At 67.6% G+C, this 23,341-nt stretch carries 25 protein-coding genes, 1 tRNA gene and 1 pseudogene; 9 read left to right on the top strand and 18 right to left on the bottom strand.

Annotated features, from left to right (window positions below; genetic code table 11):
• Nucleotides 1–224: 224 nt before the first annotated feature.
• The 10 genes from IEV64_RS07935 to IEV64_RS07890 form a co-directional block, all read right to left on the bottom strand.
• Nucleotides 225–1,238, bottom strand: coding sequence for a pyridoxal phosphate-dependent aminotransferase (locus IEV64_RS07935; protein ID WP_188423577.1), 1,014 nt, complete (start codon nt 1,236–1,238; stop codon nt 225–227).
• 98 nt (nt 1,239–1,336) lie between these two features.
• Complete coding sequence (locus tag IEV64_RS07930) at nt 1,337–2,083, bottom strand: adenosylcobinamide amidohydrolase (protein ID WP_188423576.1); 747 nt, start codon at nt 2,081–2,083, stop codon at nt 1,337–1,339.
• A complete protein-coding gene (gene cobD, locus IEV64_RS07925) occupies nt 2,076–3,098 on the bottom strand; it encodes a threonine-phosphate decarboxylase CobD (protein WP_188423575.1) in 1,023 nt (340 codons plus the stop codon). The genes IEV64_RS07930 and cobD overlap by 8 nt, the downstream gene beginning before the upstream one ends.
• Nucleotides 3,088–4,128: a nicotinate-nucleotide--dimethylbenzimidazole phosphoribosyltransferase gene (locus tag IEV64_RS07920; RefSeq protein WP_188423574.1), complete on the bottom strand. Its 1,041-nt coding sequence runs from the start codon at nt 4,126–4,128 to the stop codon at nt 3,088–3,090. Before IEV64_RS07920 ends, cobD begins: the two co-directional genes overlap by 11 nt.
• Entirely contained in the window at nt 4,119–4,772 is a 654-nt protein-coding gene (locus tag IEV64_RS07915; RefSeq protein ID WP_188423636.1) for an NTP transferase domain-containing protein, read from the bottom strand. The genes IEV64_RS07920 and IEV64_RS07915 overlap by 10 nt, the downstream gene beginning before the upstream one ends.
• Nucleotides 4,772–5,536 carry an adenosylcobinamide-GDP ribazoletransferase gene (gene cobS, locus IEV64_RS07910; RefSeq protein ID WP_007274825.1) on the bottom strand — a complete coding sequence of 255 codons (765 nt, stop codon included), beginning with the start codon at nt 5,534–5,536 and terminating at the stop codon, nt 4,772–4,774. Before cobS ends, IEV64_RS07915 begins: the two co-directional genes overlap by 1 nt.
• On the bottom strand, nt 5,527–6,435 hold the full coding sequence (locus IEV64_RS07905; RefSeq protein ID WP_188423573.1) for a CobD/CbiB family cobalamin biosynthesis protein: 909 nt from the start codon (nt 6,433–6,435) through the stop codon (nt 5,527–5,529). The genes cobS and IEV64_RS07905 overlap by 10 nt, the downstream gene beginning before the upstream one ends.
• On the bottom strand, nt 6,426–7,061 hold the full coding sequence (locus tag IEV64_RS07900; RefSeq protein WP_188423572.1) for an HAD family hydrolase: 636 nt from the start codon (nt 7,059–7,061) through the stop codon (nt 6,426–6,428). Before IEV64_RS07900 ends, IEV64_RS07905 begins: the two co-directional genes overlap by 10 nt.
• Nucleotides 7,062–7,141: 80 nt before the next feature.
• Nucleotides 7,142–8,125, bottom strand: coding sequence for an aldo/keto reductase (locus tag IEV64_RS07895; protein ID WP_188423571.1), 984 nt, complete (start codon nt 8,123–8,125; stop codon nt 7,142–7,144).
• Between the two features lie 236 nt (nt 8,126–8,361).
• Nucleotides 8,362–8,435 (bottom strand) — tRNA-Tyr (locus IEV64_RS07890).
• 112 nt (nt 8,436–8,547) lie between these two features.
• Here IEV64_RS07890 and IEV64_RS07885 point away from each other — a divergent pair.
• The 3 genes from IEV64_RS07885 (at nt 8,548) to ftsZ (ending at nt 10,762) form a co-directional block, all read left to right on the top strand.
• On the top strand, nt 8,548–9,153 hold the full coding sequence (locus IEV64_RS07885; protein WP_188423570.1) for a double zinc ribbon domain-containing protein: 606 nt from the start codon (nt 8,548–8,550) through the stop codon (nt 9,151–9,153).
• 212 nt (nt 9,154–9,365) lie between these two features.
• The gene (locus IEV64_RS07880) at nt 9,366–9,551 is read left to right on the top strand and encodes a ribbon-helix-helix domain-containing protein (protein ID WP_004970382.1); all 186 of its coding nucleotides are present in this window, start codon (nt 9,366–9,368) and stop codon (nt 9,549–9,551) included.
• A 2-nt stretch (nt 9,552–9,553) separates the two neighbouring features.
• Complete coding sequence (gene ftsZ, locus IEV64_RS07875; protein WP_007274830.1) at nt 9,554–10,762, top strand: cell division protein FtsZ; 1,209 nt, start codon at nt 9,554–9,556, stop codon at nt 10,760–10,762.
• A 178-nt stretch (nt 10,763–10,940) separates the two neighbouring features.
• Here ftsZ and ncsA read toward each other — a convergent pair whose 3' ends face one another.
• Complete coding sequence (ncsA, locus tag IEV64_RS07870; protein ID WP_007274831.1) at nt 10,941–11,906, bottom strand: tRNA 2-thiolation protein NcsA; 966 nt, start codon at nt 11,904–11,906, stop codon at nt 10,941–10,943.
• Between the two features lie 142 nt (nt 11,907–12,048).
• On the opposite strand from ncsA, the gene IEV64_RS07865 reads away from it, so the two are divergent.
• On the top strand, nt 12,049–12,696 hold the full coding sequence (locus IEV64_RS07865; RefSeq protein ID WP_007274832.1) for a DUF7095 family protein: 648 nt from the start codon (nt 12,049–12,051) through the stop codon (nt 12,694–12,696).
• 64 nt (nt 12,697–12,760) lie between these two features.
• Here the strand turns inward: IEV64_RS07865 and IEV64_RS07860 are convergent.
• Nucleotides 12,761–12,946, bottom strand: a pseudogene (locus tag IEV64_RS07860) (DUF8143 family protein); the annotation flags it as partial.
• A 75-nt stretch (nt 12,947–13,021) separates the two neighbouring features.
• On the opposite strand from IEV64_RS07860, the gene IEV64_RS07855 reads away from it, so the two are divergent.
• Nucleotides 13,022–13,237: a zinc ribbon domain-containing protein gene (locus tag IEV64_RS07855; RefSeq protein WP_188423569.1), complete on the top strand. Its 216-nt coding sequence runs from the start codon at nt 13,022–13,024 to the stop codon at nt 13,235–13,237.
• Between the two features lie 18 nt (nt 13,238–13,255).
• Here the strand turns inward: IEV64_RS07855 and IEV64_RS07850 are convergent, their stop codons facing one another.
• The gene (locus IEV64_RS07850; RefSeq protein ID WP_007274835.1) at nt 13,256–13,603 is read right to left on the bottom strand and encodes a winged helix-turn-helix transcriptional regulator; all 348 of its coding nucleotides are present in this window, start codon (nt 13,601–13,603) and stop codon (nt 13,256–13,258) included.
• Nucleotides 13,604–13,753: 150 nt separating this feature from the next.
• On the opposite strand from IEV64_RS07850, the gene IEV64_RS07845 reads away from it, so the two are divergent.
• Entirely contained in the window at nt 13,754–14,389 is a 636-nt protein-coding gene (locus IEV64_RS07845; protein WP_188423568.1) for an NAD(P)-dependent oxidoreductase, read from the top strand.
• A gap of 63 nt (nt 14,390–14,452) precedes the next feature.
• Here IEV64_RS07845 and IEV64_RS07840 read toward each other — a convergent pair whose 3' ends face one another.
• The 3 genes from IEV64_RS07840 to IEV64_RS07830 all read right to left on the bottom strand — a co-directional run bounded on the left by IEV64_RS07840 (nt 14,453) and on the right by IEV64_RS07830 (nt 17,175).
• The gene (locus IEV64_RS07840) at nt 14,453–15,205 is read right to left on the bottom strand and encodes a class I SAM-dependent methyltransferase (protein ID WP_188423635.1); all 753 of its coding nucleotides are present in this window, start codon (nt 15,203–15,205) and stop codon (nt 14,453–14,455) included.
• Between the two features lie 140 nt (nt 15,206–15,345).
• Nucleotides 15,346–16,227, bottom strand: coding sequence for a deoxyribonuclease IV (locus IEV64_RS07835; RefSeq protein WP_188423567.1), 882 nt, complete (start codon nt 16,225–16,227; stop codon nt 15,346–15,348).
• Between the two features lie 120 nt (nt 16,228–16,347).
• Complete coding sequence (locus IEV64_RS07830; RefSeq protein WP_007274839.1) at nt 16,348–17,175, bottom strand: lipoate--protein ligase family protein; 828 nt, start codon at nt 17,173–17,175, stop codon at nt 16,348–16,350.
• A 90-nt stretch (nt 17,176–17,265) separates the two neighbouring features.
• On the opposite strand from IEV64_RS07830, the gene IEV64_RS07825 reads away from it, so the two are divergent.
• Nucleotides 17,266–17,916: a VOC family protein gene (locus IEV64_RS07825; RefSeq protein ID WP_188423566.1), complete on the top strand. Its 651-nt coding sequence runs from the start codon at nt 17,266–17,268 to the stop codon at nt 17,914–17,916.
• Between the two features lie 48 nt (nt 17,917–17,964).
• Nucleotides 17,965–19,020, top strand: coding sequence for a sensor histidine kinase (locus IEV64_RS07820; RefSeq protein WP_188423565.1), 1,056 nt, complete (start codon nt 17,965–17,967; stop codon nt 19,018–19,020).
• Nucleotides 19,021–19,201: 181 nt separating this feature from the next.
• On the opposite strand, the gene IEV64_RS07815 is transcribed toward IEV64_RS07820, so the two are convergent.
• Nucleotides 19,202–20,839: a hypothetical protein gene (locus IEV64_RS07815; protein ID WP_188423564.1), complete on the bottom strand. Its 1,638-nt coding sequence runs from the start codon at nt 20,837–20,839 to the stop codon at nt 19,202–19,204.
• Nucleotides 20,840–21,147: 308 nt separating this feature from the next.
• Between IEV64_RS07815 and IEV64_RS07810 the strand changes: the two genes are divergently transcribed.
• Nucleotides 21,148–22,059, top strand: a complete 912-nt coding sequence (locus tag IEV64_RS07810) for a serine/threonine-protein kinase RIO2 (protein ID WP_007274844.1) — start codon at nt 21,148–21,150, stop codon at nt 22,057–22,059.
• Nucleotides 22,060–22,267: 208 nt separating this feature from the next.
• Here IEV64_RS07810 and IEV64_RS07805 read toward each other — a convergent pair whose 3' ends face one another.
• A complete protein-coding gene (locus IEV64_RS07805; protein WP_004044365.1) occupies nt 22,268–23,338 on the bottom strand; it encodes a TrmB family transcriptional regulator in 1,071 nt (356 codons plus the stop codon).
• Nucleotides 23,339–23,341: the final 3 nt, after the last annotated feature.

Genomic DNA, 23,341 nt, shown 5'->3' with positions numbered 1-23,341 from the left:
CGACGAATATCGAGCCAATCGGTAACAAAAATTAATATCTAGGACATCATGTTGTGAGACGGACACCGATGCTCCGAATCGTTATCCAATCGTTCGCTTTCGTAGTCGAGGACTCGACGTTCGCGGTGTACGCGACCCTCCTCACCATCGCGTTCGTCGTGTACCTGAATCGGTGACGTCGGCACGAAACGAGGCGTGCGAACGAGGTCCGCGGCCCCGGCGGGTCAGACCGCCTCGGCGAGCGCGTCGAGCAGGCGGTCGTTTTCGTCCGGGCGGCGGACGTTGATTCTGACGTGCGAGTCGAGCCGCCGGTAGTCGCGGGCGTCGCGGACGGCGAAGCCGCGCCGCCGAGTCTCGCGGAGCACGCGGTCGACGTCGGCGGCGCGGAACAACACGAGCGCGCCGTCGGCGGGGTGCGGGTCGTAGCCGAGTCGGTCCAGTTCCGCGAGTATCCGCGGGCGCTCCCGTTCGACCCGGTCGCGCGTCGCTTCGAGGAAGTCGTCCTGTTCGAGACAGAAGGTCGCCACCTCCACCGCCGGGGACGAAAGCACCCACGAACAGCGCGCCCTCGAGAGCCGGTCGCCGAGGTCGCCCGTCGCGGCCGCGAAGCCCGCGCGGAGCGAGGGGACGCCGAAGACGTTCGTCACCGAGTGGAGCGCGATGACGCCGTCGAGGCCGGCCGTGCTCGGGAGGCGCGTGAAGCCGAGGTACGTCTCGTCGACGATGACGGGCGTGTCGGCCCGGCGGCAGTCGTCGATGAACGCCCGAAGTTCGGCTCTCGGATACGCCGTTCCGAGGGGGTTCGCGGGGTAGCTGAGAATCACCGTCGCGTGCTCGGCGGGGTCGACGCGCTCCAGGAGTCTGTCGTGCGGCACGTGCACCGGTTCACCGCCTTGGAGCCGGACTTCCCGTGCGTACTCGCCACAGCAGGGGGCCGGAAGCGCCACGCTGTCGCCCGGCGAGACGGTCACGCCCACCGCGAGTCGGAGCGCTTGGATGACGCCCGCGGCGGGAACGACCTCGTCGGGGTTACAGCCGACGAACGCCGCGGCGGCGACGCGGAACCGCGAGCAGTCGTCCAGCGAGTCCCGCCGCGCCGTGGAGAGCGCCGACTCGTAGACGCCGGCGAGACCGGACGGGTGCTCCGGGTTCGAGCCGGTGCTGAAATCGACGAGCGAGTGGTCGGCGGTCCCGCCGTGGGTCACGTGGTCGACGTCTGAAACGGAACCGGGGTCCATACCACCGTGCTAGCAACCGACCGTAATCAAAGCTTCTGCGGGAACCGTTTAGCTACCACCGAGGATTTCTCGGCCGAGCAGTCGTTTCACCGGAGTTCTCAAACCGGAGAGACGGTCGCCCGGTCGTCGGCGACGACGCCGTAGCGCGCCTCGCCGACGCCCCGCGGAATCGGCTCGGCGTCGTACCGCGAATCGAGGCTCGCGCGCACCGCGTCGCGGACGCAGACCCGCGCCGCGTTGCCGACCTCGGTGGCGCTCCCCGAGAACGTCACCGGGTCGCCGGCGGGGTCGCACGCGGCCACCACCGCGTCGGTCGTCGTCCCCGGCGCGCCGCAGTGCGCGAGGAGCGTCGCCGCCTTCGCCTCGGCGGCCACGGCGACGAGGTTCGGGAGCGCGCCCGGTTCGAGCGCCCGCGTCGTCCCGACGAAGACGTTGACCGTGCCGACCGGGTCGTCTCGGTCCTTTCGCTCCACTCGGCCGTCGCCGGCCGCCGCGTCCGAGGCTGGCGACGCGTCGCCCCCGCCGCTCGGGTCGTCGTCTATCGGGAGTTCCGCGGGGTTCGACACGCCCGCGGTGGCGACGACTTCGACCGGGCCGAACCGGGCGCGCCGGGCGTGTTCCTGCCCCACGCCCGTCAGGAGCGTCGGTCCGCGCTCGTCGAAGCCGGCCGCCGAGAGCCGTCGCTCGATATACGCGTCAAGGTCGGTCTCGGGCCAGCCCTCGGGGACGGTGACGTTGAACGCGGCGTCGGCCGGCGACTCGCCGCCGGCGTAGCCCGTCGAGAGCCACCGCGTGTTCGGTCGAACGAGCCGACAGACGCCGTCGCGGCGCGTCGCCTCAAACATCGGTGGCGACGGCGGCGAGCGCCCGGAGCAGTTCGTCGTTCTCGTCCGGGCGTTTCACCGCGACGCGGACGTGCGAGTCGAGCGTCGGAAACGTCGTCGCGTCCCGGACGGCGACGCCGTGGTCGCGGGCGGTCTCGACCACCGCGTCGACGTCGCGGTCGCCGACGTCCACGAGGAGAAACGGCGCGTCCGACGGGGAGACGTCGAAGGCCTCGGACAGCGTCTCCCGGAGTCGCTCGCGCTCGTCTGTGACGCGCGCTCGGGTGCGCGAGACGAACCCCTCGTCTCGCATGCAGTGCGCGCCGACGGCGGCCGCGGGCGTCGAGAGCGACCACGCCCGCCGGGCCACGGCGAGTCGGTCGCCGAGGTAGCCCGTCGCGGCCGCGAAGCCCGCGCGGATGCCCGGCAGACCGAACATCTTCGTCAGCGACCGGGCGACGACGACGCCGGGGTCCCCCGCGAGGCTCGGCTCGTCGGTGAAATCGAGGAACGCCTCGTCGACGACGAGGACCGTGTCGGCCTCGCGACAGCGCGCCGCGAACGCCCGGAGGTCGGACGCAGGTACGAGTTCGCCCGTCGGGTTGTTCGGGGTGCAGACGACCGCGACCGCGTGGCCCGCTGGGTCGGCGTCGAGGAGGTCGTCGTGGGCGACCGCCACCGGCTCCGCGCCCTGCAGGCGAATCTCGCGGTCGTACTCGCCGAAACTCGGCTCGGGGACGAGCGCGGTGTCACCGGGCGCGAGCGTCACCTCGAACGCGAGTCGCAGGGCTTCGAGGCCGCCGGCGGTCGGCACGACCGACGCGGGGGCACAGCCGACGTAGTCGCCGGCGGCCGCCCGGAAGTCGGCGTAGTCGTCGTCGGGGTAGCGGGTCGCGGCGTCGAACGCCTCCCGATACACGGTTTCGACGCCGTCGGGGCGCTCGGGGTTGGTGTTCGCGCTGAAGTCGAGGACGGTCGGGTCGGTGGTCCCGCCGTGCGGGACGCGGCTCCCCGCCCGGACGGACTCAGGGTCCATCGTCGATATCGGCGTCAGCGCCGCCGGCGTCGGCCGCCGCGGTCCCGGTCTCGACCGCTTCGGGGTCCAGCGTCGAGAGCACGTCGAGCGTGGCCGCCTCCACGTCGTCGAGGACGCCCATCCGGTCGGCGAGCATGAGCGCGCCGCCCATGCCCGCGCCCTCCTTGGCCTCGCCCGCGTCGTAGCGGTCCAGCGGGTGCGTCTCGAAGCCGGGGTCGGTGACGGTCAGTTCGAGGTCGAACGCCTCGGCGGCGTCGGCCAACTCGGGCACGTCCTCGGCGAGGTACGAGGTGGTGGCGAGCGTCAGGTCGCCGTTCGCGCCGGCGTGTCGGGCGAGCGCGGCGGCCGCGAGCAGTTGCGTCCCGCCGCCGAGTGTCACGTCGATGCCGTTTTCGAGCGCGCCGACGGTGAGGCCGGCGACGACCGGAAGCACCGGGTCGCCGAGGTAGCGGGCGGCGCGCCGGGGCTTGTGAGCCGCGAAGCCGGGTTCGACGTCGCTGGCCTCGAACGCCTCCGCGACGACCTCCTCTTTCAGGCTCGTCGGGTTGTCCGGGAGCGACGACGAGACGGGGAGCTCCTCGCCGAGCGCGCGGAACACGGCGAGCGCGGTGGTCGTCCCGCCGGGGACGGTCTCGCCGATGACGAGTTCGTCCTCGGGGAGCGCGAGGCCCATCCGCCGGGCCGCCTCGAACGCGCCGGGGGCGGTCGGGACCGGCTCGCTCTCGCGGATGTCGCGGCCGGGGCGCGCGCCCACGTCGATGGTCGGCGCGGCGCTCGGCTTGGCGAGGCCGGCGTCCACGGTGAGCACGTCGAAGCCGGTGAGTTGCTTGACGGCGCGGGTGACGGCCGCGGGCGTCGGACAGCCCGTCGGACTGACCGGCGTCACCGGCGAGCGGACGGGCTCGCCGTACTCGATGATTTCGGCGTCGGCGCTCGGGGTATGGCCGACGAGCGACGGGTCCGCGCCGGCGGCGCTGATGCCGGGAATCTTCGCCGTCTCGGTCGTGCCGGCGACGAGGACTACTCGCATCGGTCCTCCGCGAGCGCGATGTCTGTCGGACGGTTCACGTTGAGTGCGAGTCGGGTATCTGTGGAGAGGTACATGGTCGGGTGAGTGTCAGTGTCGCTGTCGGTGTCAGTGTCTGTGCCGGAGTCCGTGTCGCTGTCGGTTCCGGCCGTCGTCTCGGCGTCGGTGTCGGCTGTCGAGTCCGCGGTCGCGGGGCCGACGACGCCCAGTCCGGTCGGGCAGACGGCGGTCCCCTCGTGGTCGAAGACGAGCGCGTCGTCTATGCTGGCTCCGAGGTCGCGCTTCAGTTCGACGGGGACGCACGCGGTGGCGGCCCCGCCGTCGGCGGCCGAAACGACCGCGTCGACGTGTTCGGGAGCGACGAGCGGCAGGTCGGAAACGACGGTGACGACCGGCCGGGAGACGCGGTCCAGCGCGAAGTCGAGGTCGGAGACGTAGCCGTCGCCGGGGGCCTCGATGGGGTCGAGACCGAGGTCGGCGGCTCGCTCGCGGGTGTTCGGCGTGTGCGGCGAGGTGACCGCACGGACGGTCTCGACCGACGAGTCGCGGAGCGCCGCGGCGACCCGGTCGAGCATGGGCCGCCCGCAGATTTCCACGAGCGGCTTTTCGACCGGCGCGTCGAGGCGGGTGCCGCGGCCGCCGCACATCACGAGAGCGTCCACGTCACCACCCCCACGTGGACGGCCGCGGCGCGGGCCAGTTCGTTCGTCGCGCCGAGCAGGTCGCCCGAGACGCCGCCGAGTCGGGCGCGCCCCCACGAGCGGACGAGGAGCGCGACGACCGGCCCACAGCAGAGCGCCGCGACGACGGCGGGGCCGCCGGTGACCGGCGCGAGCGCGACGACCGGGAGACAGGCCACGGCGACCGCGAGGAGCCCCGACGGGCTGTTCTCGCCGACGAGCGCCGAGCCGAGTCCCTCGTGGGCGGGCGCGCCGAGACAGACCAGCGTCGCCATGCCGGCTTTCGCGCCGACCTCGGCGGCGAGGGCGATTGCGACGGCGGCCGTGAGGCCGACGCGACCCCCCGCGCCCGCGAGGCCGAACGCGCCGAGCGCGAGGACGACGAGCGTCAGCCCGAACGCGAGCAGGCCGCCGACCCCCGTCTGCGAGTCTTTCAGGACCGACAGCCGGCGGTCGGCGTCGCCGTGGACGACCGCGGCGTCGCCGAGGTCCGCGAGGCCGTCGGCGTGGGTGACGCCCGTCACGAGATACAGCGTCACGAGGTACAGCGCGGCCGCGGTCGGTATGGGCAGGGGAAGCAACAACGGGAGCGCGGCCAGCGCGCCGACGACGTAGCCGGCGAGCGGAAACGCCACGGGCGCGCGCCTGAAGGCGTCCCAGTTGGACTCGTCGCCGCCGACCGGGAGGCGGGTGAGAAAGCCGAGCGCGCCGCGGAGCGCGGTCAGAACCACGCCGCCACCCCCGCGACGGCGAACGCGAGGAGGCCGGCCCGCGAGACGAGTCGGACGCCCCGCGCGGCGGTCGCCGCGTCGGGTGCCTCCGGCCCCCCGTCAAGCAGGTAGTGACCGGGCTTTTCGAGTCGCGTCTCAAGGAGGACCGCGAGCGTCGCCATCGGCCACCCCGAGTTGGGCGACGACGGGCGGCGCGCCAACTCGCCGACTCGCGTCACCGTGGCCGGCGCACCCGCGACGACGGCCAGTAAGACCGCCGAGACGCGCGCCGGGACCCACATCACCGCGTCGTCGAGGCGGGCCGGAACGCGGCCGACCGGCTTGTGTCGGTAGCCGAGCATCGAATCGAGCGTGTTGACGCCTTTCACCCACGCGGCCGCGCCGACCGCGAGCGCGAGCGAGACGGGCGCGAGGAGCGCAAACGCGAGCAACGGCGCGACGAGGCCGTCGGCGAGGTTCTCCGCGGCGCTCTCGACGGCGGCGCTCCGGATGTCGGCCGCCGAGAGCGACGACGGGTCGCGCCCGGCCAGCGCCCGGAGTTCGTATCGGGCCGCGTCGAGGTCTGACTCATCGGCGGTCGCCGAGACGACCGCCTCGGCGGCGTCGAGGAGCATCCGAAGGCTGGTGGTCGAAAACAGCGCGAGGGCGGCGACGGCCGCGCCGAGCCACGGCGAGGCGAGCGTCGCGGCCCACGTCGCACCCGCGGCGACGACCGCCGCGAGCGCCGGAAGCGCGACCGCGGCGACCCCGCCGACCAGCGTCGGACGGGACCACTCGCGGTCGACGGGCGAGACGAGTCGGCCGAACAGCGCGACCGGGTGGATACGTGCTGGGGGTTCGGCGAAGCCCTTGTCCAGCGCCGCGGCGGCGACGACGGCGGCCGCGGCGGTCACGGGCACGGGTCCTCCCCGGCGCGCAACCTCGCCGCGACCGATTCGAGCGTCGTCTCCCGGAGGTTCACGAAGCGGCCGCCGACCGCCTCGACGCCGCCGTCAGCGTCCGGGTCGTCGCCGACGTGGACCAATTCGGCCGCGTCGACGTCGAGACCGCGGGCGGCCGCCGCGAACGCCTGCCGGTGGGGTTTCCGCCAGCCGCAGGCGACGCTCGTCGTGACGTCGTCGAAGCCGCGCCGGTCGAGGTCCGACCGGATGAGCGTCCGAGCGACGAGTTCGGGAACGGAACAGTTCGAGAGGAGGCCGACCGCGCCGGCTTCGCGGGCCGCGGCGACTGCCTCGACCGCGCCGGGACGAGTGGTCACCTCGAGGTCGAACGCCGTGACGACTGCGCGTCGGGCGGCGTTGTCAGGCGAGTCGACGCCCCGGGAGCGGAGCGCCGCGGCGACGTGGGCCGGAAGCGGGACTTCCGCGCCCTCGGGCGCGTCGATGTGGACCTCGCGGTAGGCGTCGTCCCAGTCGTCGGGGACGGCGACGCCGTACTCGCGGAGCGCGTCTGCGACCGCCGCGCCGGGGTCTGACGGGTACTCGGCGTCGACGAGCGTGCCGAAGAGGTCGAACGTGACTGCCACTAGAATTTCATTGGCGAAACTGTACTTGAATATAGCGAAGCGGGGGATCCCCGCGGCCTCGCGTCACCAGCGGTGGAACATCACCACCGGTGGTTGACGTGTTCGCGCGCGTACGAGTCGTAGACCTCCTCGACGCGCTGGAACTGGTCGGCCGACAGCGGCGGGAGCGACGCGGCGGCGACGTTGTCGCGGATGTGTGCCGGCGTCTTCGACCCGGGGATGACGGTGCTCACGGCGTCGAACGAGAGAATCCAGCGGAGCGTGAACTGCGCGAGAGACACCCCCTCGGGGACGACCTCCTGTATCGCGTCCGCGGCGGCGAGGCCGTCTTCGAACGGGATTCCGGCGAACGTCTCGCCCACGTCGAACGCCTCGCCGTGTCGGTTGAAGTTCCGGTGGTCGTCCTCGCCGAACTCGGCGTCTTCGGAGAGGGCACCGGTGAGCAGTCCCGACGCGAGCGGGACGCGGACGATGACGCCGACGTTCCGGCGCTCCGCCTCCCGGAAGAACAGTTCCGCGGGTCGCTGTCGAAGCGGATTGAAGATAATCTGGACCGTCTCCACGCCGTCGTACTCGATGGCCTTGAGCCCGTCTTCGACCTTCTCGACGCTCACGCCGTAGTGGTCTATCTTCCCGGCGTCGCGGAGCTCCGAGAGCGCGTCGAACACCTCGGGTCGGTAGTACACGTCCCGCGGCGGGCAGTGAAGCTGGACGAGGTCGAGCGAGTCGACGCCGAGGTTGTCCCGGCTTCGGTCCACGAACCGCTCGAGGTTCTCGCGGTTGTAGCCGTCGGCCTCGTGCGGGTCGAGCCGACGCCCCGCCTTCGTGGCGACGACCACGTCGTCGTCGCGGTCGGCGAGCGCGTCGCCGATGCGGCGCTCGCTGTCGCCGTCGCCGTACACGTCCGCGGTGTCGAGGAAGTTGATGCCCGCGTCGAGCGCGGCCTCGATGGCGTCATACGCCTCGTCGTCGGTCACCGAGCCCCAACTGCCGCCGAGTTGCCACGTCCCCAGCGCGATTTCAGAAACGTCGAATCCGGTCGTGCCGAGCGGTCGAGAATCCATACTGTTCGCTTCCGAACAGACGGGGGTAAATCACGGGGTCGCGGCGAGATATACTCCGATTGTTCGTGAGGGTCTGCGTAAACGGGACAGAGGACGCTACAGGTCAGAGTCGACGACGGTCCACCTCCCCGATTTGAACTCACTCGCAACGCTCCGCGTTGCTCGCTGTTCAAATCGGGTCGAGACGTCCTTCACATTCGACACCGCTCGCTACGCTCGCGGGTGTTGAAGTTCAGTCCGCTCTCCCCGATTTGAACGGGGGACAAGCCGATCTACAGTCGGCTGCTCTGCCAGGCTGAGCTAAGAGCGGTCACCGATTCGTATCCGGTCGACGCGTTTAACCATTATCATTCTCGCCGCCGCGTGTGCTGTGTGTCAGACAGGTGCGAACATTGATATGGTGCCGAGATAATCCCGGAGTAATGAGTAAAATCACGTTCCGCGCCGACGACGCCCTCGTCGAGCGCCTGGACCGCCTCGACACCTCGAAAAGCGAGGTGATGCGCGAGGCGCTCCGTCAGTACCTCGACGAACTGGAACGTGACGACGCCCCGGACGACGCGTCCGACACCGCCGCCGGAGACGACAGGCTGGACGGTGCGCTTTCGGCGCGGGTCGAGGAGCTCGTCGACGACCGACTGGACGAACGCCTCCCGACGCTCGTGGAGGAAGCCACGGCGGCCCGCGAGGCCGAGCGTCCGACGCCGTCGGGGTTGAACGTCAACATCAACGTCGATGGTTCGGGCGACGAATCCCGCGTAAACGCGGCTGTCGAGGGCGAATCGGGAGCGAATACGGTTCGTAAGACACGGGAAGAACTGGAGTCCCCAGACGCGGGCGACTCCGAGATGAGCTGTGGCCAATGTGGCGAATCCGTGGGTCCGGACCACGTGTACTGCCCGAACTGCGGCGAGAAGACGTCCCACCGCGTGTTCTGCGAGTGCGGCGACGAACTCCGGTCCGACTGGGCGTTCTGCCCCGATTGCGGGCGTCGGACACCCGCGGCCGACGTTCTGGAACAAGCATAACCGGCGATTAAAGCCCCCTATACAGGATATTCAGCCCCTGTCTTACAACCGCCGTTACATTTATATTCTATCCCTCTGTGGTGATTATCGCGTAAGACGGTTGTCTTACAGCCACCCGACGGCGGCCCGAAACCCGGCGTCGTCCGTCGGTTTCCGGGTGTAAGACACACGCACACGAGTGCGGCGCGCCGTCTTACCGGGGGAATGTAAACATGGAGCGTGTGACACTACGAATTCCGAAGCAGCAGATCGAGGAGGTCGAGCGGATGGTCGAGACGGGAGAGTTCCCGAACCGATCCGAAGCCATCCGTTCCGCCGTTCGCGAGATGCTCAATGAACAGACGACTGACAAGCGACAGCGCGAATCTACCAGCAAGCGCGGCTGGGCAAAGGTGTAACTATGCAGGATATCGTTCGCGAGGCGATGGAACGGGACGAGGCCGAGCGCAAGACGCAGTCGTCGCTCGACGACAGCGACGACCAGTTCGGTGACCCGCGAATCGTCATCGTCGGCGCTGGTGGCGCCGGCAACAACACCATCAACCGCCTGTACAACATCGGTGTCGAAGGGGCCGACACGGTCGCCATCAACACCGACAAGCAACACCTGAAGATGATCGAAGCGGACACGAAAATCCTCGTCGGGAAGTCCCTGACGCAGGGTCTCGGTGCCGGTGGTGACCCGTCGATGGGTGAGCGCGCGACCGAGATGGCACAGGGCACGATCAAGGACGTGCTCGGCGACGCCGACCTCGTGTTCGTCACCGCGGGGATGGGCGGCGGCACCGGGACCGGTGCGGCCCCCGTCGTCGCGAAGATCGCAAAGGAGCAGGGCGCAATCGTCGTGGGCATGGTCTCGACCCCGTTCAACGTCGAGCGCGCCCGCACGGTCAAGGCCGAGGAGGGGCTCGAAAACCTCCGCAACGAGGCCGACTCCATCATCGTGCTGGACAACAACCGCCTCCTCGATTACGTCCCGAACCTGCCTATCGGCAAGGCGTTCTCGGTCATGGACCAGATCATCGCTGAGACCGTCAAGGGCATCTCGGAGACCATCACCCAGCCGTCCCTCATCAACCTCGACTACGCCGACATGTCGACTATCATGAATCAGGGCGGCGTCGCGGTGATGCTCGTCGGCGAGACCCAAGACAAGAACAAGACCCAAGAGGTGGTCAACGACGCGATGAACCACCCGCTTCTCGACGTGGACTACCGCGGTGCGTCCGGCGGTCTCGTCCACATCACGGGCGGCCCCGACCTCACCCTGAAGGAGGCCGAGGGAATCGCGAGCAACATCACCGAACGGCTGGAAGCCGCCGCGAACGTCATCTGGGGCGCTCGCATTCAGGACGAGTACAAGGGGAAAGTCCGCGTCATGGCCATCATGACGGGCGTCCAGTCCGCGCAGGTCCTCGGCCCGACGACGCAGAAGCAGGCCGACAAGTCGCGCCAGAGCATCCAGTCGCGCGAGTCACAGCAACAGCACTCGGGTTCGGGTTCGGAGTTCGATAGCTCGGAGCGAGCCCAGACGGCCCAGAGCGGCACGTGGTCCGACGGCGGCCGCGACGAAGTCGAGAAGAACAACGGTCTCGACGTCATCCGGTAACGCCCTGTCGGACCCGCTCGGACGCCGCCGCGCCCGTCGGGTTTCGTGGGTTCTTTTTCGCAAACGACGTTTTCCGCCCCGCGAGCGTCGCCGCCGATTCGGTCGACGCGACCGCACTCGGTTCTGTCTGACCCGTAAGACGCGTCCCAAAACGAGTTCCGTGCGGTTCCGTAGCCGCTCAGACCGCCTCTATCGACTCGATGAGCCGGCACTTCCGACAGACGTCACCGGCGGTTTTCGACCCACAGCGCTCGCAGTCGTTGAGGTCGACGCGGCCCTCGCCGCGGTACTCGCGGGCGGTCAACTCGGCCAACTCCTCGTAGCCGGCCATAATCGAGTGGCGGGTGCCGGGGTGGTTCTCTTCGAGTTTCAACAGCAACTGCTGAATCTCGGCGCGGTAGGCCTCCGAGGAATGGGGGCACTCGGTGATGTGCGCGGGGAGGTCCTTCAGGTGGGCGTAGAGCGCGACCTCCTTTTCGGGCACGTCGCGGAGCGGCTTGGCCCGCGGGATGAACTCGCCGGCGTCGCGGCGCTTTTCGAAGTCGCCGATGCTGGCGTCGAAGTGCTTTGCGACCTGCTTGAGGTCGCCCTCGAAGAAGTTCATGAGCGCCGTCTGCGCCTCGTCGTCGAGGTTGTGTCCCGTGAGCAGTTTGTCCGCGCCGAGGTCGTCGGCGAAGCGTTCGAGCAGGTCGCGGCGGAACACCCCGCAGTAGGCGCAGGCGGCCATGTTCTCGGGGTCCTTCTCGACCACGTCGTCCATCTGGACGCCGAACTCGTCCTCGTAGGAGACCAGTTCGTGGTGGATGTCGAGGTCCTCGGCGAGTTCGACGCAGGCGTCGACGGACTTGTCGCGGTAGCCCTCGATGCCCTCGTGGATGGTGAGGGCGACGAGTTCGATGCGCGGGTCGCGCCCGAACGTGTCGTCGAGGATGTGTGTGAGAACGACGCTGTCTTTGCCGCCGGACAGCCCGATGACCCACGTCTGGGGGTTCTCGGGGCTGGCATCGCGGGGGAGCATGTTGTCCTCGCGGATGCGGCGGCGAACGCGTTTCTCGACCGAGGCGCAGAGGTGGTCGTCGCAGAGGTGGGCCCCGGAGTAGGCCGCGTGCATCACCGCGTCGCGGCCGCACTTGTCGCACTCCATTGCCGGTCGCTTGCCCGGCAGGAGGGATACGGGTTTCGCCTCGGGGCGACTGCCGTCGGACGCCCGACCGGCGACCGGAAACAGGCGACCCGACCGCGCTCGGTCGCAACCGGTTTGGCCCTCCGACCCCCACGGACAGTCGATGGACAGAGACGCCGCCCTCGACCGCGTTGCCGCCGTCGTCGACGCCGTCGAGTCCGAGACGCTCCCCGTCCCGGTCCGCGAGGTGTGGGTCTACGGCGACGTGGCGCTCGGCCTCGACCCCCTCGACCGACTCGACGTGTACGTGACGAAAGACATCCTCCTCCGCGGCGACCCCGACGCGGCCGAGTCGTTCGAGCGGTCCCACGGCGTGAAGGGCGTCGGCAAGAGCGTCCGCGCCGAGTGGGCGCGCGAGCACCCCGACCTGTTGCGAGCCAACGCGAACGGCTACGCCGCCCCCGAGAAGTGCCTCGCCGCACACCTGCTCCCGGACGACGACGAACCGGTCCACCTCGAAGTGTGCAACGCCTCCTTCGAGGACAACGTCACCCAGCGGCTGAAGGGCGCGGTCGAACGCGAGGCCTACGAGCAGATTCTCGACCCCCGCGGCGTCTGCCTCTACGCCGACGGCCAGCGCTCGTCGGACGCGATGTCGAAACTCCGAAACGGCGAGTTCGCCTTCCCGACGCTCTCGGGCGCGCTGGAGATGCTCGGACTGGAGGGAGACGAGGCCGAGACGGCCGTCGAGGCGATGCGAGCCTACCGGGCCGACCAGACCGGCACGTCGGTCCGCGGCGACGTGGTCTGAGGGCGGAGCCGAATCGAGGCCGGACCGGGTCGGGGGCGACCGGCTACCAGTCGCGGTCGTCGGCGCGGTCGGTCTCGCGGCCGCGCGCCTCGTTGTAGCGCATCCCCTCGTCGCGTGCGCGACGCTCCGCCTCGTCGCGGCTCATCGTCGGCGGGTCCCGCGTCTCGTCTCGAATCGCGGCGTAGAGGGCGACTGCGGCACCGATGCTGAGGAGGACGAAGAGGAGGAACACGAGACCACCGGCGGGCATACGCTCACCAGCGGGCGCGAGAAAGGAAGTGGTTTCGGAGGTACATTTTTCACGGGGGTAGTTCAACGGTTCAACATGAGCCCTCCACCAAGCGCCGACCGAGACGGCTGTCCGAAATGCGGTCACTCCGAGACCGAAATCGACTCCATCGCAACCACGGGAAGCGGCCTCTCGAAGATGTTCGACATCCAGAACCGCCAGTTCACCGTCGTCTCGTGTGCGAACTGCGGCTACTCGGAACTCTGCCGCGGCAAGTCGAACGGGAACTTCGTCGACCTGTTCCTCGGCTGAGCGCCCGCGAACCGCCGCTTACGACTCAGCGCCACCGTCCGCGGACATCCATTTTTCGCCCCACTCGTAGATGTCGTCGAACGCCGGGAGCAGTTCCTCGCCCTTCTGTGTGAGCGAGTAGTACACCGCGATGGGACTGCCGTCTTCGACCTCGCGGTCGACGTAGCCCAACTCTTGGAGGTCGTCCAGCACGCGCGAGAGCGTCTGGGAGTTCGCACCCGTCGCGCGCTTGAGTTCGTTGAACCGGAGGTCGCCCTCGCGCAGGACGTGGATGACCGTCATCCGCCACCGCGACCCGATCTCTTCGAGCGTCTTGATGACCGGACACTGTTCGTACTTCGTCTCGAGGTTCTGGTGCGGTGACATCGGCGTGACCTACTCACACCGAGGTTCGCTTAGGTATATTAAACTCACTCTCGTTGACCAAGTATGACGATGTGACTGCATCGTCGCGGCGAACCGAACGGCGAGCACACTCACGACACGACCTACAACACGCCCCACAACACACCCATCATGAACGTACTCCTCCTCGGTGCGAGCGGCCGAATCGGCACGCGAATCGCCAACGAACTCCTGAACCGCGGGCACGCGGTGACCGGCGTCTCCCGAAGCGGCGCGGTCGACGGCGTCGACGACCCCGACTTCTCGGCGGTCGCCGGCGACGCGACCGACGCCGACCAAATCGCGCGACTCGCCGCGGGCCACGACGCGGTCGCCTCCGCGCTCGGCCCGAGCGACGAGTCGCCCGAGGTCCTCGTCGAGATGCTCGACGCGGTCATCGACGGGATGGACCGCGCCTCGGTCGACCGCCTCGTCTGGACCGGCGGCGCGGGCATCCTGAACGTCGGTCCCGACACGCGACTCATCGACTCGCCGGAGTTCCCCGACGAGTGGAAGCCCGTCGCCAGCGCCGCCATCGAGGCGTACGGCCTGCTCGAAGACGCCGACGACCTGCGGTGGACCTACGTCGCGCCCGCGGCGCTCATCGAACCCGGCGAGCGGACCGGCGAGTTCCGGACCGCGCTCGGCGAACTCGTCTCCGACGAAGACGGCGAGAGCCGCATCTCCATGGAGGACTTCGCAATCGCGTTCGCGAACGAACTGGAGAGCGGCGACGCCGTCCACGAACAGCTCGCGGTCGGCTACTGAACAGATAGACTCGTTTTTCGGCCGGTGACTCGGCCATCGGTTCGGTCCGTCGAGTGCCCTCGACTACACCCGGCCCGTCGTCACGTCGAACGGGACGACCTCGGCCCGGCGGTACTCCCCGTCTCGAATCTGCTGGACGACCTCGCGGCCCATCTCGCGCCACTCCCGGCGGACGGACTCGTAGGAGTCGCCGTCGAGTCCCCGGCGGAGGTCGGCCTCGTGACGGTCCAACCCCTCGCCGGTCGCCTTCTTCGCCGCGCTCCGCACGTCGTGGTCGTCGTACGGCGGCTCGGTCAGCTTGCGGTGGTGGTACCGGCGGGTCCCGACGACCGACAGGCCGGCGTCGGCGAACAGTCCACGGACGCGGTCGCCGAGCGCCACGTCGGTCGCCACGCCCTCGCGGAAGGCGTCTCTGACCCGGCGGTCGAGCGCGGCCTCGGCCTCGACGGTCGAGTCGACGCCGACGGCCGCGTTGTCGGGTTCGACCGTCGCCACGAGGTCAGACGAGACGCGGGCGAACTCGCTGAGCGCGGCCGTCGGGTCCGGGAGGTTCACGAGGAGCGCCTGACAGACGACCAAATCGAAGCTGTCGGCGGCGAAGGGGAGCTGAGTCGCATCTCCAGCGACCGCCTCGATGCCGGCGCGGTCGGCCGCGACCGAAAGCAGGTCGGTGTCGGCGTCGACGCCGACGACGCGGGCGTCAGAGGCCTCCGCGAGGACGCGCGTGAACTCGCCGGTCCCACAGCCCACATCGAGGATGCGGGTCCGACCGCCGAGGTCGAGGTCGGCGAGGGCGGCGCGGGAGTTGTCCCACATGCCTTCTCGCGTCCGCCGGAGGTACGATTCGGAGAAACGTCGCACACGCGGAGTCGGGCGCGGCGACCCAAAAAACAGTCGAAACGGTCGATGCGAGACTCAGCGGCGGCCGCTGGAGTCCCGGCCCGCGGTCCGGCGTCTTACTCCGCGTCGGCGCGGAGTTCGCGGACGCGCTCGATGTTCCACGCGAAGCCCTTGCCGTCCTCGGTGGGCGTCTCCAAGACGAGCGGCACGTCGTCGTCGACGATGGCCTCGTGGTTGATGAACGCGCGCATGCCCTCCTCGCCGATGAGGCCCTCGCCGATGAGCGCGTGTTCGTCCTTGTTCGTCCCGCACTCGTGTTTCGAGTCGTTGAGGTGGACGCACTTGAGGTGCTCCAGTCCGACCTCGGCGTCGAGTTCCTCGAACGTCTCGTCGACGCCCGCGGCCGTCGAGAGGTCGTAGCCCGCGGCGAACGCGTGGGCGGTGTCGAGACAGACGTCGAGGTCCTGTTCGGACTCTTCGAGGACGTAGCCGAGGTGGGTGAAGTCGTCGCCCATCTTGGTGCCCGAGCCCGCGTCGGACTCGATGAGGACGGTGACGCCGTCGGGGATGTCGAGGTCGTCGAGGACGGAGACGGCGTTGTCGAGGCCCTGCTGTTCGCCCGCGCCGGTGTGAGCGCCGAGGTGGACGTTCACGTACTCGATGCCGAGTTTGTCGGCCATGTCGACCTCCGTCTGCATCGAGTCCAGCGACTTCTGCCGGAGGCCGTCTTTGGGCGTACAGAGGTTGACGAGATACGACGAGTGGATGACCCACGGGCCGGCCAGGTTGTCGGCGGTCTCCTCGCGGAACAGTTCGGCCTCCGCGTCGGAGATGTCGGGGTCGCGCCACACCTGCGGCGAGGTGGTGAAAATCTGCCCGCAGTTGCCGCCGAAGGCGACCTGCCGGAAGACGGCGTTGGCGACGTTACCGTGCGGTGGCGTCTCGTCGTCGGACGAGACCTTCGAACTGGACATCGAGACGTGTGCGCCGACTTGCATGGGGAGTCCGACGGCGTACCCGAACAAAGGGACTTCGGAGTCGGCGGCGACGTCGGACGACGAGAGAGCGGTGGCGGGGTCGCGGCGAGCGGCGACGACGACAACGACGACGGCGGCCGCTCAGTCGGACCGCGACCCCGGGCGGCGGCGCACCCAGTCGTCCGCGCGGTACTTCTCGTCGACTTTCTCGCGCGCGCGGTCGAGTTCCGCGTCGGTCCACGACCCCTCGTCGGCGTCGACGAACCCCGAGAGCGACTCGGTCAGCGCCGCGACGAACTCCCCGCGGGAGGCGTCGGCGAGTTCGTCGATGCCGACGACGCGCTCGCGGAACGCCTCGGGCGTCACGTCGTGGCCGTCGAACACGTCGAGGTGCGTCTCGGCGTCCACCGAGTAGGTGAGAGAGCCGTGCTGGACGACGGCGTCGCGGCGGCGGTACTGGGCGTTGCCCGCGACCTTCCGCCCCGCGGCGACCATGTCGTGGGCGGGGTGGAGCGCCCGCAGGTAGCAGGCGGGATGCCAGATGACGGGCACGTCGTCGTCGACGAAGTCCACGTCCACGCCGACCGCGCGAATCGCGTCCAAAATCGGCTCGCACAGCAGGTGATAGCAGTCCATGAGGTCGCCCGGTAGCTCCGATTTCGGCGCGGCGATGGAGTACGCCACGTCGCCGTGGCGGTCGTGGTAGATGCCGCCGCCGCCGGTCTGTCGGCGGGTCACGTCGATTCCCTCGCGGTCGCAGTAGCCCCAGTCGACCGTCTCCGGGTCCTGTCCGTAGCCCAGCGAGAGGCAACTCGGCTCCCACGAGTAGACGCGGACGGTCCGCGGACCGCCCGCGGCGGCCGTCTCGCCGGCGACCTCGTCGAGCGCCATCTGCATCGGTCCCGGTCGGACCTCCTCGGGAATCACCCGCCACTCGCGGTCGGCAATCGACCCCTGCGAGTCGTTCATACGTGGGCTTCGTCCATCCGGGAGAAAGCGATTTCGACGCTCGGCCGACGCGAGCGATTCCGTTAAACCGCACCGCGGTGACGTGGAACCATGAAGTTCACCCGCGTCGCCCTCGCCGCGACAGACCCCATCTCGCTGTGTGAGTTCTACGTCGAGACGCTCGGCTTCGCGGCCGTCCCCGGGTCACAGCGCTCGGCGACCGCCGGGGGGACGACCCTGTGGTTCGAACTCGGCGACACCGACCCCGGCCACCTCGCGTTCACCGTCGCCGCCGCGGTCGACTCCGTGGTCGCGTGGTTGGACGACCGCGCGGGCGTGGACGTGCTCGACACCGACGAGGGACCGAGCGTCCGGTTCGACTTCCTCGGCTGTGACTCCGTCTACTTCGAGGACCCCGAGGGCAACGTCATCGAGTACGTCTGCTACGACGGCGACGCGACCGGCGAGTTCGACCCGGCGACCGACCTCCGCGGCGCGACCGAGGTCGGGATGGCCGTCCCCGACGTGGAGTCGTTCGTTGCGTCTCTGACCGAGGCGCTCGGCATCGAGCCGCTGGAGTCGTTCGAGGGCGGCGACCTCGTGTTCGTCGGCGACCGGGACGCCCGATTCGTCGTCTCGCCGGTCGGCCGCGCGTGGTATCCGACCGACAGCGAGGCGACCGTCGGCCCGGTGTCGGCGCGGTGCGACGCGGACGGCGTTTTCGACCCCGAGGGGCTTCCCTACCGCGTCAACGCCGAGTGACAACTCGTTTCAAAGAAGCGTTATTAGCACTAGGAGAGTCAACGAACCGTGAACGTCTCTCGTCTCGTTAGCGCGGGGTCGCTCAGTCTCACCGGGGTGGCCCTGTTCGTCATCGTCTCGAACAGCGTCGCCTCGGTCGCATCCGACCTCGCGGGACTCGTCGCCGCGGCCTTCGGCCTCGTCATCTCGGTGCTCTTCGTCGCCGTCGGCCCCGTCGTCTACCGAAGCGACCTCAAGACCGCTCACGTCGCCCGCGTCGCCGGCTGGAACCTCCTCGGCGTCGTCGTCACCGTGTTCGTGCTCGCGCTCATCGGGAGCTACCAGCGGGCCGCGGGCGGAGGGGTCAGCGAGCCGCTTTTCAGCGCCGCCGTCGTCGTCGGCGTGAGCGCCGTCGCGCACGTCCTCATCGGTATCAACGACGTGCGCCGGATTCGGACCCGCGAGCTGTCCGAGCAGTACAAACGCTCCGCGGTCATCAACCGACTCGTCCGCCACAACCTCCGACACACCGCGCAGTTGCTCCTCGGCTGGGGCGACCGACTCGCCACCGACGGCGGCGACGAAGAGACCGTCCGCATCGGCGAGCGACTGAAAGCGACCGGCGACGACCTCGGCACGATGAGCGACCAGGTCAAGACCGTCACCCAACTCGTCGACAGCGACCACGGGGGCGAGACGGTCGACCTACGCGCGCTCCTCGACTCGCTCGTCGACGACCGCTCGGCGGCCAACCCCGAGGCGACCATCACCGTCAGCGGTGACGGTCCAGCAACGGTCGTCGGCGGGAAGAAGCTGAAAATCGCGTTCCGTGAAGTCGTCGACAACGCCCTCGAACACGCCGGGAGCGCCCCGACGGTCGAAATCGCGTACGAGCGCGTCGGAAGCGAGGTCGTCGTGCGAATCGCGGACGACGGCCCCGGCATCCCCGACCACCAGCGCGAACTCATCGAGCAGAACGTCGAAGAGAGCGACCTCGCCCACGGCAACGGCCTCGGCCTCTGGCTCTCGAAGTGGATTGTGGAGGCCTACGGCGGCGAACTTCGCCTTCCCCCGACCGACGACGGCGAGGGCGCAGTCGTCGAGTTCCACCTCGACGCGGCGTGAGTCCACTCGAAGACGGCTGATACGAGAATCGGTTTTACTGCTTGGATCAGCCGCTCAGTAGCGCGTGCGAGTCTCTCGCTTGCCAGCTGTCAGTGGAGGGCGGGGTGGAACATCGTAGCCGGTAACCGCATTTCGACATCTTCACCCGTCTCTGTCGAGGTTCGGAGTCACCGCTTCGAACTCATGTTGTCGCCGAGTTCTGGGTTAAGTGCTGGTCGAAGTCGTCGTATTCTCCGTTTCTGTCTTCCCAGATATCTTCAAGCAATGAGTCATCCTCTACAACTGCGTACTGAGGGTTCTCTGTGGTTCCGTATACCACATGGTTTTCATCTTCTGTACGCACCAACTTCTCAAGTACTTTGGCCTGATTGTATAAGGTCTGAAATTCAACATCGTTCTGGTTGAAGTTCCTGAGTTTCTCAGTGAAGTCTATAACGTACTCAGTGGTTGGAGCTACCGTTTCTCCATGACCGGGATGAGGAGCATCTTCATGATAGAGTGTGTTCGCCATTTCTCCTATCGTTCTTACAGCTCTAGCCTTCTTACTTGAGAAATCTAGTGGAGTTGTGTCTTCGTCTTTTTCCCAGCCGAATCGTAATGGGTGCCAGTGCTCTTGGAATCCATCATTTTCTGGATCAAGGTATCCTGAATCCTCGATTAAGGGGTGTAGTTGTTGGTCATCTGCGGTAGCTGTAACAGGGGTTGCCACAGTCTCCATGAATCTGAGTTCTTCTGAGCCGTCGGCGTTCTTCCCGTAAATAAGGCCTGTACCGTGACCTAAAGTTTCAACGTCCCAGGCATGTACTTCGAGGCCCTGGTTAGTATTTTCTTCAATTGCCCGTTCTAGAGTTGGTGCATACAATGCATCTTCTGTAGATACTGGTCCTTTGTCAGTTCTAATTATTTGCCAGTTGAACAAGTAAGGATGGACCCAGTCGAGGGCCTCTCCTACGGTTTCTGCGTTCCGGAATTCATCTAACTGGAACGAGCCTCCATCCCTACGGCCACTAGCATTTGGATATTTGCTAATGCCCTGTTCTCCGCTCTTGATTGCTTCAATTTCGGAATATCCTGTGTCTGTTCCGATGCTGTCTACGAAATTCTTTACTTCTGTGGGTTGGGCTTCTGCCAAATCGATGTAGTCGTTATCGTGTCTCCATTCGTAGGCTACCAAGTCGATTCCGAATTTGTCGAAGGACAGTTGTTCGTGACTGCGGTACGTCTCGAATACCAAGTCTGAAGTAGTGAATCCGCCACGGTCCTCAAGATAGTTCTCCTGAATCGAGTGCTGACTGATTTGAGTTCTCAGCTCCTCGCTTCGTTCTGGGACGATATCGAGTTTATACGCGCTCGGTATCGACTTGGAAACCGAGGCCGTAGCCTGTGCCTGTTGTTCACCCCGGGTAGCCGTGGCAGTGAACGTCTGCTCACCGGGAGTCAATTGCCCTGGCTCGACCGTTACGGTATCGTCAGTCCACGCCTCGGAATCGCGGGTCAGTTCCACCCGGTCGTTGGCGAGTGTTACTTGATCCGGTTGACCGGACGCTTCGACCGAGAATTGCGCCTGGAACGCCGTGATGTCGTGGCCCTCCCAGATTGGCGGGAGCTGTGATGGCTGGGCCGTCGTGGAGAGTTCAACGGCGACGGCTGACGAATTCGCTTCTGTCGCGGTGCCATCGGATGCAAGCCGCCCACTGTTATCTGATGAGTCGTCCGTCGCCCCCCTGAGGCGACTACAGCCGGCCACGCCAGTTGTCAGGCCGACTCCCAGCACATGGAGGACGTGTCGCCGCCCCACCCTCTCCGGTCCCGTAGTCATATCCGTTCCAACTGTCTCGTTTCGCATAAATGTCGGGTGAGAGAGATGATGGTCCATTCACGCGTTCCTCTCAACGCCTCCAGTCAGGTCGCTCAATCGGCACCAAAGTTCACACTGGGACTTGCTGACTACATCCTCGATAGGGAGGACTCCTCGTAGTCCTGCCGCGAGACGCCTATCTTCCAGACTCCCCCGCCGAAACGGTAGGTGAGTCGTCACGCCCGATTTCGTATCGTCACATGCAATTTATCACGGGCGACATTCGCCGACTCGCGGGCCTTTTACGCCTCGCCGACGGACGGACGTGCATGGTACGGAACGTCGCCGGCGTCATGGCCGAACTCGAGCCCGAGGACTTCTACCTCCTCTCGGGCGTCGAGCAGGGCATGCGCTTCAGCGAGTGGGTCAACCGGGAGAAGCTCCCGAAGAACTCGGGGCTGACCGCCGAGGAGGTCGACTACCGCATCGACCGCTGTATGACCCGCGAGCTCATCGAGCGCAAGACCATCCAGTACGAGGGGTACAAGCTCACGGTCGAGGGGTACGACGCGCTCGCCCTCCGGACGTTCGCCCAGCGAGACACCATTCAGGGGTTCGGCGCGCCCCTCGGCGTCGGCAAGGAAAGCGACGTGTTCGAGGTGCAGTCGTTCAAGCCGCTCGCGCTCAAGTTCCACCGCGAGGGGTACACCAACTTCCGCGAGGTGCGCCGCGAGCGCGACTACACCTCCGAGAACCACCACGTCTCGTGGCTCTACACCGCCCGCAAGGCGGCCGAACGCGAGTACGAGGCGCTCGAAACCCTCTTTCCGCAGGTGTCGGTCCCGCGCCCCGTCGACCACAACCGCCACGCGATCATCATGGCGAAACTCGATGGCGTCGAACTCGCCAAGGCGAAGTTGGAATCCGAGCAGGTGACGGGCGTCCTCGATTTGATTCTCTCCGAGATGGCCGAGGCCTACGAGGCCGGCTACGTCCACGCCGACATGTCCGAGTACAACGTCGCGGTCGGCGAGCGCGGCGTCACGGTCTTCGACTGGCCGCAGGCCGTCCCGACCGACCACGACAACGCCCGCGAACTCCTCGCGCGCGACGCGAAGAACATCGTCGGCTACTTCCGCCGCAAGTACCCCGGCGAGATGCCCGACGACGTCGACATCGACGCGGTGTCCGACGCTATCGCCGAAAACGAGTTCGAACGCATCGGCGCGTTCGCCGTCTGACCCGTCGAGACCCCTCCGCTTTCTCTCGCTGTTCGTGTGTCTCCGAGCGACCCGGTAGTGACGGTTTCGACGCCGATAAACCAAATTGCGCGATACGAAATGCCGTTTTCGAGAAAACACGGACGCTGACCGGCGAGACGTCGCTCGGTGAGACGGGCGTCAGAAAGGCCAGCCGAACTGCCGAAAAGGAACTGCACGACGCGCTCGCCTACTCGGCCGCCGTGAACTCGACCGCGTCGGCCTCGAAGTCCTCGACGAACGCGCCTTGGCCACCGATGCTGTAAGTCCCCTCGTCCGTCTCGACGACGAAGGCGTTCTCGACCGGGAAGGAGTTGTTCGCGGGTTCGAGGAGACCCTGCCGGATGTCCACCACGCGGCCGTGAAGTTCGGTCGGGCCGTCGGTGTGGACCATCCGCCCGCTGACGGTCACGTCGAGGTCGATGCCCGCGCGCTCGCAGAGGGCGGCTTGCAGGACGGCGTGGCGGAAGTTGTGGTACATCGCCGGGAGCGGGTCGGGGTCGGTCGTGTACGCCTCGGCGGCCATCGGCCAGTAGTTTCCGAAGAAGGAGCCGACGATGACCGGACCGAGGTGTGGCTGTGCGAAGACGATGGCCTGCGACTCGGAGTTCGACCGGGCGACCATCTCGCCGGGGGAGATGAGGCCCGTTCGCGAATCGACGGTGAGCATCGTGGGCATGAGTTCGTGCCAGACGCGCACCAGCGAGGCCACGCCGTCGAGCGCGAGGTCGTCGTGCGGTTCGACGCCACTGACGACGAGCGAGACGAGGACGCCGCGCTCGCGGGCCGCCCGGAGTTCGTCTTCGACCTCGTCGAGCACGTCGTAGGGGAGCGACAGCGTGATTTCGGACTCGGCGCGGCCGACGAGTTCTCCGATGCGCTTGAGCACCGTCACGCGGGACTTGATGACCTCGAAGCGCTCTTGGTCCCGGGCGGTGGCCGTGTAGCGCTCCTCCAGCGCGGGGCGCATGGATTCGACGCTCTCGGAGAGCGATTCGATGACCTCCATCGGCGGCAAGGGCCGAATCGTCGTCGGCACGACGTGGTCGTTGACCTCCACGAAGCCGCGCGATTCCAGTTCCTTGCTCACGCTGTAAACGTAGCGCTTGGAGACGCCCGCCGCGTCGGCGATCTGGCTCGCCTTCGCCTCCCCGAGTTCGAGCAGAGTCAGATACGTGTCGACGACCTTCTCTGAGAGCCCGAACTGCTCCAGGAGGTCGGCGAGTTCCCGGTCGTCCATGGTCGGACTGTCATCGACCATGAT

Origin of the sequence: Haloferax sulfurifontis (genome assembly GCF_014635105.1) — an archaeon.
Classification (GTDB): domain Archaea; phylum Halobacteriota; class Halobacteria; order Halobacteriales; family Haloferacaceae; genus Haloferax; species Haloferax denitrificans.
The sequence above is the reverse complement of the archived record's forward strand: the minus strand, read 5'-3'. Positions and strand labels throughout refer to the sequence as shown.

What these genes read in the sequence shown, in the direction of transcription:
- IEV64_RS07840 (WP_188423635.1), bottom strand. Translation starts at nt 15,205, where the DNA reads ATGTGGGACAACTCCCGCGCCGCCCTCGCCGACCTCGACCTCGGCGGT.
- IEV64_RS07825 (WP_188423566.1), top strand. Translation starts at nt 17,266, where the DNA reads ATGAAGTTCACCCGCGTCGCCCTCGCCGCGACAGACCCCATCTCGCTG.
- cobD (WP_188423575.1), bottom strand. Translation starts at nt 3,098, where the DNA reads ATGGACCCTGAGTCCGTCCGGGCGGGGAGCCGCGTCCCGCACGGCGGG.
- IEV64_RS07865 (WP_007274832.1), top strand. Translation starts at nt 12,049, where the DNA reads ATGGACAGAGACGCCGCCCTCGACCGCGTTGCCGCCGTCGTCGACGCC.
- IEV64_RS07810 (WP_007274844.1), top strand. Translation starts at nt 21,148, where the DNA reads ATGGTACGGAACGTCGCCGGCGTCATGGCCGAACTCGAGCCCGAGGAC.
- IEV64_RS07850 (WP_007274835.1), bottom strand. Translation starts at nt 13,603, where the DNA reads ATGTCACCGCACCAGAACCTCGAGACGAAGTACGAACAGTGTCCGGTC.
- IEV64_RS07930 (WP_188423576.1), bottom strand. Translation starts at nt 2,083, where the DNA reads ATGTTTGAGGCGACGCGCCGCGACGGCGTCTGTCGGCTCGTTCGACCG.
- IEV64_RS07805 (WP_004044365.1), bottom strand. Translation starts at nt 23,338, where the DNA reads ATGGTCGATGACAGTCCGACCATGGACGACCGGGAACTCGCCGACCTC.
- IEV64_RS07935 (WP_188423577.1), bottom strand. Translation starts at nt 1,238, where the DNA reads ATGGACCCCGGTTCCGTTTCAGACGTCGACCACGTGACCCACGGCGGG.
- IEV64_RS07895 (WP_188423571.1), bottom strand. Translation starts at nt 8,125, where the DNA reads ATGGATTCTCGACCGCTCGGCACGACCGGATTCGACGTTTCTGAAATC.
- IEV64_RS07815 (WP_188423564.1), bottom strand. Translation starts at nt 20,839, where the DNA reads ATGACTACGGGACCGGAGAGGGTGGGGCGGCGACACGTCCTCCATGTG.
- IEV64_RS07885 (WP_188423570.1), top strand. Translation starts at nt 8,548, where the DNA reads ATGAGTAAAATCACGTTCCGCGCCGACGACGCCCTCGTCGAGCGCCTG.
- ftsZ (WP_007274830.1), top strand. Translation starts at nt 9,554, where the DNA reads ATGCAGGATATCGTTCGCGAGGCGATGGAACGGGACGAGGCCGAGCGC.
- IEV64_RS07835 (WP_188423567.1), bottom strand. Translation starts at nt 16,227, where the DNA reads ATGCAAGTCGGCGCACACGTCTCGATGTCCAGTTCGAAGGTCTCGTCC.
- IEV64_RS07920 (WP_188423574.1), bottom strand. Translation starts at nt 4,128, where the DNA reads ATGCGAGTAGTCCTCGTCGCCGGCACGACCGAGACGGCGAAGATTCCC.
- IEV64_RS07855 (WP_188423569.1), top strand. Translation starts at nt 13,022, where the DNA reads ATGAGCCCTCCACCAAGCGCCGACCGAGACGGCTGTCCGAAATGCGGT.
- IEV64_RS07915 (WP_188423636.1), bottom strand. Translation starts at nt 4,772, where the DNA reads ATGTGCGGCGGCCGCGGCACCCGCCTCGACGCGCCGGTCGAAAAGCCG.
- IEV64_RS07830 (WP_007274839.1), bottom strand. Translation starts at nt 17,175, where the DNA reads ATGAACGACTCGCAGGGGTCGATTGCCGACCGCGAGTGGCGGGTGATT.
- IEV64_RS07845 (WP_188423568.1), top strand. Translation starts at nt 13,754, where the DNA reads ATGAACGTACTCCTCCTCGGTGCGAGCGGCCGAATCGGCACGCGAATC.
- IEV64_RS07880 (WP_004970382.1), top strand. Translation starts at nt 9,366, where the DNA reads ATGGAGCGTGTGACACTACGAATTCCGAAGCAGCAGATCGAGGAGGTC.
- ncsA (WP_007274831.1), bottom strand. Translation starts at nt 11,906, where the DNA reads ATGGAGTGCGACAAGTGCGGCCGCGACGCGGTGATGCACGCGGCCTAC.